Source organism: Burkholderia sp. LMG 13014 (assembly GCF_905232215.1).
Lineage (GTDB): Bacteria > Pseudomonadota > Gammaproteobacteria > Burkholderiales > Burkholderiaceae > Burkholderia.
This window is the reverse complement of the sequence record NZ_CAJNKE010000930.1, coordinates 1-1,594: the sequence shown is the minus strand read 5'-3', so window position 1 is coordinate 1,594 and position 1,594 is coordinate 1. Positions and strand designations below refer to the sequence as shown.

The 1,594-nt window shown below is 68.4% G+C and carries 6 protein-coding genes; all 6 read right to left on the bottom strand.

Going from position 1 to position 1,594, the window contains the following annotated elements:
- Nucleotides 1-213 (bottom strand): hypothetical protein (locus JYJ84_RS36255; RefSeq protein WP_205190263.1); only part of this gene is annotated, 213 nt, incomplete at its 3' end.
- Nucleotides 204-506 carry a Ref family recombination enhancement nuclease gene (locus tag JYJ84_RS36250; protein ID WP_087778505.1) on the bottom strand — a complete coding sequence of 101 codons (303 nt, stop codon included), beginning with the start codon at nucleotides 504-506 and terminating at the stop codon, nucleotides 204-206. The genes JYJ84_RS36250 and JYJ84_RS36255, both read right to left, overlap by 10 nt.
- The gene (locus tag JYJ84_RS36245) at nucleotides 503-616 is read right to left on the bottom strand and encodes a hypothetical protein (RefSeq protein WP_275890773.1); all 114 of its coding nucleotides are present in this window, start codon (nucleotides 614-616) and stop codon (nucleotides 503-505) included. The genes JYJ84_RS36250 and JYJ84_RS36245 overlap by 4 nt, the downstream gene beginning before the upstream one ends.
- Nucleotides 617-631: 15 nt before the next feature.
- The gene (locus JYJ84_RS36240) at nucleotides 632-976 is read right to left on the bottom strand and encodes a DUF1367 family protein (protein WP_205190261.1); all 345 of its coding nucleotides are present in this window, start codon (nucleotides 974-976) and stop codon (nucleotides 632-634) included.
- Nucleotides 976-1,101, bottom strand: a complete 126-nt coding sequence (locus JYJ84_RS38325) for a hypothetical protein (RefSeq protein ID WP_275890772.1) — start codon at nucleotides 1,099-1,101, stop codon at nucleotides 976-978. The genes JYJ84_RS36240 and JYJ84_RS38325 overlap by 1 nt, the downstream gene beginning before the upstream one ends.
- A partial coding sequence (locus JYJ84_RS36235; RefSeq protein ID WP_205190260.1) for an ATP-binding protein occupies nucleotides 1,098-1,594 on the bottom strand: 497 nt, incomplete at its 5' end. The genes JYJ84_RS36235 and JYJ84_RS38325, both read right to left, overlap by 4 nt.

Below are 1,594 nucleotides of genomic sequence, written 5' to 3'. Positions count from 1 at the left end.
GCGCTTGTCGAGCCAGGCAGTCCGGGCCGCGCGCACGTCGGCGGCGGCCTCTTGGAACTTGTCGCACTGGCGGAGATAGACGGAAGACGGGAAGCTCGCCCGGCTCGGGGACAGCGCGCACAGGCCGAACCCCAGGCGGCCCATTGCCCCGGCGTCCTTGAGCCGGTACTGGGCGCAGTCGATGCAGCGGACGGTCTTCTGGGCTATCGGCATCCGCCCTCCAGTCGTTCGAGGGTCAGGGCCAGCAGGTCGAGTTCGGAAAGGCCGTAGGTGCGCTCGAAGGCTCTGGTGCCCAGCCCATGCAGGCCGGTCTTGCCGGTGTGGTGCTCGGGACACAGGGGCACGGTCAGGTAGTTGCTGGCGCGCTGGGCGCCGCCCTGGTCTTCGCGGACGTGGTGAACCTGCGCCGGCGTGGCGCCCAAGCCCAGGTGATCGCACAGGATGCAGCCCAGGGCGGCCACGCGGCCCATGTGGCGCTTCTCGGCGGCGGTGGCGGCGCGCTTCATTGGTCGAACCTCATCAGCTCATTGACGACGCGCTCGACTTCTTCCTCGCTGGCGTAGCCGGCGGCCTTCAGCACGCGGTTCCACACCACGGTCAGCACAGCCCGGAACACCGTCTCGAAACGCTCTTAGCTCATGGCGGCGAACGACAGGCTTTCCGCCTCCAGCCGCACCTCGCCGCGCGCGTTGTAAACGGCCTTGTAGAAGCCGGCCAGGATGGTCATGTCCTTGCGGAAGCGGTCGAAGTCCTTGGCGACGGGCAGGCCCTGGTACTCCAGCGGCGTCACCGGCTCCCACACGTCGAACGCCAGCTTGAACAGGGCGAACGCCTTGCGGTGGAACTTGACGTTGCGGGCGCGGCGGATGGTGGCGCGCACGCCCTGGCCGGCCTTCAGCTTCTCGATCAGCGCGCGGGCTTCTTCGTCGGCCGGTGCCAGCGCGCCGTTGGGGGTCTTGACCAGCACCACGTCCATCAGTCGCCCTCCCATTCGTCGCGCTCGCGGCGGTACGCGGCAGCCAGGGCCGACACGACGAGGCCCAGCATGCCTGCCACCAGCAGCAGGCCGCCCACGACGGCCAGGAAGATCGTCTCGATCACGCCATGCCTCCCCGGTGGCTCTCCCAGTCGAACGGGATGAACTCGCCGCCGTCTTCGCGCAGGCGGTCGAAGATGCGCTCGCCCAGGAACGCCTGCACCTCGTCGCGGGTGAAGTTCGACAGCAGCAGCGTCGGACGGCGCTTCTCGTACCGCTCGTTGAGCACGTCAAACAGAATCAGCCGCTCGGCGTCGCTGCCGAACTGGACGCCCACCTCGTCGAGGATGAGCAGGTCGGGGAACACCAGCGACGCGATGGCCTCGCTCTCGCTTTGCGTGCTGTTGCGCCCCCAGGTGTCTTTCACCCGGCGCACCGCACGCATGACGGTCATGAACAGCACGCTACGGCTGTCGCGCTCCATGATCTGCAACCCGACGCCCACGGCCAGGTGAGTCTTGCCCGTGCCGGGCTTGCCGATGAACAGCGCGGAGCGGCCCGTCTTCAGCGCGGCGTCAAAGCCGTCGGCGTAGCTCTTGGCGAATGCCAGGGCACGGC

What these genes read in the sequence shown, in the direction of transcription:
- JYJ84_RS36250 (WP_087778505.1), bottom strand. Translation starts at nt 506, where the DNA reads ATGAAGCGCGCCGCCACCGCCGCCGAGAAGCGCCACATGGGCCGCGTG.
- JYJ84_RS36240 (WP_205190261.1), bottom strand. Translation starts at nt 976, where the DNA reads ATGGACGTGGTGCTGGTCAAGACCCCCAACGGCGCGCTGGCACCGGCC.